The organism is Pseudanabaena sp. CCNP1317 (assembly GCF_034931345.1).
Lineage (GTDB): Bacteria > Cyanobacteriota > Cyanobacteriia > Pseudanabaenales > Pseudanabaenaceae > Pseudanabaena > Pseudanabaena galeata.
This window is the reverse complement of record NZ_JAYGIF010000059.1, coordinates 85,693-92,019: the sequence shown is the minus strand read 5'-3', so window position 1 is coordinate 92,019 and position 6,327 is coordinate 85,693. Positions and strand designations below refer to the sequence as shown.

The window sequence follows — 6,327 nt, the reverse complement described above, 5'->3', positions numbered from 1 at the left end:
AATTGTAAGTTCGATTTTTACTTTTGTGCCTTCTACACTTATTAACTTTGCCGACATTTTCTTTCTTGATCTCCTTCGTTATTCTTTCATTGTTCTACAATCTTCGTATTATGTCAAGGTCGCACCCTTTTCAATAGTGTCTAAATAAGATTTTTGAATATCTTTATCGAGTCTTTTGATGTCTTTGCGAATTGCCTCACGGACGTTGATTGATTGCTTGTAAAAGAGAATTGCGAGTTCGGGTTGATTAAGGTTATTAAAAGATTCTCCTAGATTATTGAGCGAGATCCCCTCCCCTTGACGATCTTTGATTTCCCGTGCGATCGCTAAATATTGCAGATGGTAATCGATCGCTTGGTCATATTTGCCGAGGGAATCGTAAGTGGCTCCCAGATTCCCCAGTGACTGACCCTCTCCAAGACGGTCTTTGATTTCCCGTGCGATCGCTAAATATTGCAGATGGAACTTGATCGCTTGGTCATATTTGCCGAGGGAATCGTAAGCGTTTCCCAGATTCCCCAGTGACTGTCCTTCACTGAGACGGTCTTTTCTTTCCCGAAAGATTTCTAGAGCTTGTAGATGGAACTCAATCGCTTTGTCATGTTTACCGAGGGAATCATAAGTGGCTCCCAGATTTCCCAGAGACTTTCCCTCACCGAGACGGTCTTTAGTTTTCCGATTGATTGCTAAGCTTTGCAATTGAAACTCGATTGCCTTGTCATATTTACCGAGAAAAAGGTAAGTGCTACCCAGATTTCCCAACGCAATGCCCTCACCATGAAGGTCTTTAATTTCCCTTGCGATCGCCAATCTTTGCAGATAGGAATCGTTCGCTTTGTTATACTGCCCTAAATAAAAGTATGCCAGTCCTAGTCCATTGTGAGCACGAGCCTCACATTCACGGTCTTTTATTTCGAGACAAATATCAAGAGCCATCAGAGCAAACTGTACTGCCTTTTGATATTGGCTATCCCGTATCGCCCTAATTCCTAAGTTATAGCGCCAATCTGCTTCTGCTGCGCGTTGTTCAATTGTTCGTGCTTGGACGCTTTCACTCATTACTATCTGCACTTGCCCACAAGCCAAAAAAGTCAACATTGCAAGACCAACAAACTTATTATTCATTGCTTACATCCTCACATTTATATCCAAGCTATATCCAAGCCCGCAGTACTTCTCCAACACACAAAATGGCGTAGCTATTTTGTGTATTTAAAACCCTTATGGAGTTTGGTTTTTAATTCACAAAAGTGTTGTTTCACTTTCGTGAATTGGTATTACACCAGCCAGCATAAAGCGATATTCCCAGAAATAGGTATTCGTTACAAAAAACACAACCAACCCAAAATCGAAACTATCTACTAAGTGATATAAGTAGATCGTCAAAAGAAACCTGTAAATGTACAGATCCCCGACTTTTTCTAAGCTAGCAAAGGCTATTTGCAAATTCACAAAAAAAGTCGGGGATCTCAACCTAAGCTTTTTAAGTTTTCTTATGCCTAGCTACTTAATTCTTGTGAAATGATCAAACCCTGCAATGAAAGAGTTGTCAAGGCGATCGCGCTCAAACCTTTATTCATTAAATGTCTAGCTACTTACATAGGATTAATGCTAGTGCAGAATCTTGATAGTTGTACCTCGCTGTAATAACGAATAAATTTCTTCAACATCCTTATTTTTTAAAGAGACACAACCCAAAGTCCAATTGATTTTGCGATCGATTAACCAATCTTGTCCCTTCTCCACTCCATGAATGCCGATCTCGCCACCAATGCTATCCTTAGCGGTTACTTCGCCTCTAATCTTCGCCTGCGAAAATTTGCGCCAAGAATCTTGAGTGGGATAGTCCAACAATATAAACTTTGACCATTCCGAATGGTAATAAAGCTCCTTTACACGAAATAGCCCCTCTGGTGTGCGCTTATCGCCTTGACGTAATTTGTCATCCTTAGGATTGCCACCCAAAACGATCGCATAGGACTTGATTGGCTTGTTTTGATAATAAACCGTTAGCTTATATTTAGACTTTTCTACAACGATCGCGATCGCCTTTTTATCGAGCTTTTTGAGATTAATTAAATCCGCGATCGCCTTATCTTGGTTAAGTAACTCATTGGCGGCTCTCGCGGCACAGTCGGTAAAGCATGGCAAATGGTTAGCAAGATTAGGATTAGCGATCGCATAAATTCCTAATGAACTCGCAATCAAAGTCAGATAAATCGAAATTTTTAGTAATTTTAGCGATCGGCGATCATCTGTTTTTTGTTGTGACATATTGACTCCAGAATCTTAGAAACCATTTAAGAATTATCTAGATCCCCCCAGCCCCCTTAAAAAGGGGGGAGAATTAAATTCTTCCGCCTTTTTAAGGGGGATTGAGGGGGATCTTTTAGAGCTTTTAACCGCAGAAAGTAATTCTTAAATGGGTTCTTAAGTTAAAAAAATTGCGAAGCCATTTCTTTAACTATTTAGTTTTGGCAAATGCTTTTTGCGTAGTCTGGCTACACCATTTTAAAAACTCTGGAGTAATGATCCCTTTAGGATAAAAAATTGTTCCAACCACAATCAAAATACCAAAGATAATTAAGCGTCCATCCTTAAGAAATTGTCCCAACCATAGAGGCACACCATTAACACTGGAAAGCCCCCGCAGTACCTCAGGCAAAGCCGTTAGCAAAATCCCCCCTACGACTGGGCCCCAAAATGTACGCGAACCACCGATTAAGACAAAAGCCAAGAAGATAATACTGGCATCAAAGGTTCCCTGACGAGCATTCCATGTATTCAAAAAATGAGCGCTTACTGCTCCCACCATACCCGCCAAAATCGCCGCTAAGACAAAGGCTAACACCTTGTAATAAGTGGGATTAATTCCCATCGAATCGGCAGCTAACTCATCTTCACGAATGGCAATCAACGCTCGTCCCACCCGAATCTTTTCTAGACGATACATAAAAGCCATACTCAAGCCTAGCAAAGGCAAAGCAATCCACAGATATTCCAAAGGTGACTGAAACGGCTGTGGAATGCCAAAAATACCAACTGCACCGCCTGTAATATCGAGATTAAGCGCAACCACTCGCAGAATCTCTACAAAGGCAATGGTCGCGATCGCCAAATAAATTCCCCGTAACCTCAATACAGGAATCCCTAAAACTACTGCCAATAAACCTGATATCACCCCCCCCGCTAACATTTCCAGCAATACCCACCAGACTGGTACAGATCCCGTCGTTGTCGTTAAAATCTTGGTAGAGGCGATCGCGGCAATATATCCACCTAAGGCATAAAATCCTGGGGTTGCCAAGGATAGCTGTCCCGCCATTAAGGGCAAATATACGGATATTCCTAGAATTGCCCCAAAAACTGCCGAGACAATCAAGAAGCCATAGGTATTAAAAAATTCAGCCATTATTTAGACTTTGATTACTTTTTTTGATTGTTTTTGAAGATCAGAGCTTGGCTCAACTCTGAAAAAATAACTTCCTATCACACTAATTAGCTATCATTAGTCAATAAGTAACAGTATCTTAAGAGATTATTAAGATTGTCTGTAAACATAATCACAACTCAAACAGCAATGATCGTGTGATCGTCGCTTAAAACATTAACCCTTAACGTAGATCTTCAATACAAGATTTTTACGCACATCTTTTTCACTATCAAATTCTAGAGAGTACAAACAGTGGACATTCAAATTGGGCGCGGTAAAACTGCACGCAGAGCCTATGGCATCGACGAAATTGCATTAGTACCAGGAGGGAAAACCCTCGATCCCAACGTTGCCGATACATTTTGGGAAGTTGGGGGAATTCGTCGTGAAATTCCGATCATTGCTAGTGCAATGGATGGGGTTGTCGATGTAGATATGGCTGTGAAACTTTCAGATTTAGGTGCATTGGGTGTCATCAACCTTGATGGTATCCAAACCCGCTATGACGATCCCACACCAATCTTAGAAAAAATTGCCTCTGTGGGTGTGACTGAATTTGTCTCACTAATGCAAGAGCTTTACGCCGAACCTGTAAAGCCAGAACTTATCCAAAAACGCATCCGTGAAATCAAAGAAAAAGGTGGTATTGCTTGCGCTAGCAGCATTCCTGTAAATGCCTTTAAATATGGGGCGATCGCTGCCGAAGCTGGTTGTGACCTCTTCTTTTTGCAGTCCACAGTAGTTTCCACCACTCACATCGCCGCCGAAGGACTAGTCTCCCTCGACCTTGCAAAATTCTGCCAAGAGATGCCGATTCCTGTCCTCATGGGTAATTGCGTTACTTACGATGTCACCCTCGAACTTTTAAGAGCAGGAGCCGCAGGTGTACTTGTCGGTATTGGTCCTGGAGCCGCCTGTACATCCAGAGGTGTACTTGGTGTGGGTATTCCTCAAGCCACAGCCGTTGCTGACTGCGCCGCCGCCCGTGAAGAATTTTTTAAAGAAACTGGCAAATATGTGCCAATCATTGCCGATGGTGGCTTGATTACAGGCGGTGACATCTGTAAATCGATCGCCTGTGGTGCTGATGCCGTAATGATCGGCTCACCCTTTGCAAGAGCCAAAGAAGCTCCTGGTCGTGGCTTTCACTGGGGAATGGCAACACCTAGCCCCGTCCTACCTCGTGGAACCAGAATCCGCGTCGGTACAACAGGCTCCCTAGAGCAAATTTTGCGCGGACCTGCGGGACTAGATGATGGGACTCATAACCTTTTGGGCGCTCTCAAAACCAGCATGGGAACTCTGGGAGCCGCAACGATTCGAGAAATGCAACAGGTTGAAGTCGTTATCGCACCTTCGCTATTAACTGAAGGCAAGGTTTACCAAAAAGCACAACAGCTTGGTATGGGTAAATAAAAAATAAAAAAAATAATAAAAGGCTCGCTTTGCGAGCCTTTTATTATTTAGCAAATTACTATAATTTAGGTACTATCAAAAAACCTATATGCCAAAAATCTTACTGGTAGAGGATAATGAAATGAATCGCGATATGTTGTCGCGAAGACTAGTGCGTCGAGGTTTTGAAGTTATAGTGGCTATCGATGGTGTTGAGGGGGTAAAGATAGCAGCAACAGAGCTGCCTGACTTGATCGTAATGGATATGAGTTTACCAATTCTAGATGGATGGGAAGCAACAAAACGCTTGAAGCAAATAGCTACAACTCAAAATATTCCGATTATTGGTTGTTCAGCCCATGCAATGGTAGGCGATCGCGAAAGAGGGCTCGAAGCAGGTTGCGATGATTACGATACTAAGCCGATTGAATTTGCAAGATTATTGGGGAAAATTGAAAATCTGTTGAAAATATATGCCAGAACCTAATGAATCTAATGTATTAATTGTTGACGATGATCAAATGAATCGCGAAATTCTTTGTCGTCATTTAAAGAATTTAGGATATACAAATATAACTTTGGCGGAAAGTGGACAAGTCGGGCTAGAAATAGTTGCTTCACAGCCAATTGATTTGATCCTGCTGGATATGATGATGCCAGTCATGAATGGGTTAGAAATGCTGAATCATCTTAAAGAAAATTATCAATGGCGTGTAATTCCCGTCATCATTATTTCGGCATTAGATGAAAAAGAAATGATGTTAGCTTGTATTCAAAAGGGAGCCGAAGATTATTTAATCAAGCCCTATGATCGAGTTCTACTCAAAGCCAGAGTAAGCGCTTGTCTGGAGAAGAAAATATTACACGATCGCGAAATCTTAAATAACCAGAAACTAGAAGCTGCGTATAAAGAGCTAGCAATTGCTTATCACGAACTAGAAGTTGTTAAAAATGAGTTGGAAGCATTGTCCCATCGAGATGGATTAACGGGTATAGCCAATCGTCGCTACTTTGATACAGTGCTAGAAAGAGAATGGAATGCAGCCTATAGAGAAAAGAAATGTCTCTCACTCATATTATTTGATATAGACTATTTTAAGAAATATAATGATACCTATGGGCATCTAGCGGGAGATGACTGTCTATGTCAGGTGGCGATCGCTGCTTCAGTGGCGATCAAGCGACCAAGAGATACATTAGCAAGGTATGGAGGTGAAGAGTTTGCGGTAATTTTGCCTGATACTGATGTGCAAGGAGCGGAGTTTTGTGCAAACCAAATTCGTTTTGCTATTGAAAGTCTTCATATAAACCATATCTCTTCTCAAATCAATTCCTATGTAACGGCTAGTTTAGGACTTACAACTATCAGCCCTCACACCCAGATCTCCTCATCTCAACAACTAATTAAAGAAGCTGATTTAGCACTGTATCAGGCAAAGCACGAGGGTAGAAATCGCGTTAAAGTATGGTCAACAAACGGATAATCAACAACGGGTGGC

6 protein-coding genes are annotated in these 6,327 nt (G+C 41.7%); 3 read left to right on the top strand and 3 right to left on the bottom strand.

Annotated elements, in window-relative coordinates; all coding sequences use genetic code 11:
- Nucleotides 1-108: 108 nt before the first annotated feature.
- The 3 genes from VB775_RS12960 to VB775_RS12950 all read right to left on the bottom strand — a co-directional run bounded on the left by VB775_RS12960 (nt 109) and on the right by VB775_RS12950 (nt 3,412).
- On the bottom strand, nt 109-1,125 hold the full coding sequence (locus tag VB775_RS12960; protein WP_281005813.1) for a tetratricopeptide repeat protein: 1,017 nt from the start codon (nt 1,123-1,125) through the stop codon (nt 109-111).
- A gap of 486 nt (nt 1,126-1,611) precedes the next feature.
- The gene (locus VB775_RS12955) at nt 1,612-2,274 is read right to left on the bottom strand and encodes a L,D-transpeptidase family protein (RefSeq protein WP_281005814.1); all 663 of its coding nucleotides are present in this window, start codon (nt 2,272-2,274) and stop codon (nt 1,612-1,614) included.
- A gap of 190 nt (nt 2,275-2,464) precedes the next feature.
- The gene (locus VB775_RS12950) at nt 2,465-3,412 is read right to left on the bottom strand and encodes a branched-chain amino acid ABC transporter permease (RefSeq protein ID WP_281005815.1); all 948 of its coding nucleotides are present in this window, start codon (nt 3,410-3,412) and stop codon (nt 2,465-2,467) included.
- A gap of 273 nt (nt 3,413-3,685) precedes the next feature.
- Here VB775_RS12950 and VB775_RS12945 point away from each other — a divergent pair, with 273 nt between their 5' ends.
- From VB775_RS12945 to VB775_RS12935, 3 genes are all read left to right on the top strand, one after another.
- A complete protein-coding gene (locus tag VB775_RS12945; protein WP_281005816.1) occupies nt 3,686-4,849 on the top strand; it encodes a GuaB3 family IMP dehydrogenase-related protein in 1,164 nt (387 codons plus the stop codon).
- 88 nt (nt 4,850-4,937) lie between these two features.
- Nucleotides 4,938-5,315, top strand: a complete 378-nt coding sequence (locus tag VB775_RS12940) for a response regulator (RefSeq protein ID WP_281005817.1) — start codon at nt 4,938-4,940, stop codon at nt 5,313-5,315.
- Nucleotides 5,302-6,312: a diguanylate cyclase gene (locus VB775_RS12935; protein ID WP_281005818.1), complete on the top strand. Its 1,011-nt coding sequence runs from the start codon at nt 5,302-5,304 to the stop codon at nt 6,310-6,312. Before VB775_RS12940 ends, VB775_RS12935 begins: the two co-directional genes overlap by 14 nt.
- Nucleotides 6,313-6,327 lie beyond the last annotated feature (15 nt).

What these genes read in the sequence shown, in the direction of transcription:
- VB775_RS12960 (WP_281005813.1), bottom strand. Translation starts at nt 1,125, where the DNA reads ATGAATAATAAGTTTGTTGGTCTTGCAATGTTGACTTTTTTGGCTTGT.
- VB775_RS12940 (WP_281005817.1), top strand. Translation starts at nt 4,938, where the DNA reads ATGCCAAAAATCTTACTGGTAGAGGATAATGAAATGAATCGCGATATG.
- VB775_RS12950 (WP_281005815.1), bottom strand. Translation starts at nt 3,412, where the DNA reads ATGGCTGAATTTTTTAATACCTATGGCTTCTTGATTGTCTCGGCAGTT.
- VB775_RS12935 (WP_281005818.1), top strand. Translation starts at nt 5,302, where the DNA reads ATGCCAGAACCTAATGAATCTAATGTATTAATTGTTGACGATGATCAA.
- VB775_RS12955 (WP_281005814.1), bottom strand. Translation starts at nt 2,274, where the DNA reads ATGTCACAACAAAAAACAGATGATCGCCGATCGCTAAAATTACTAAAA.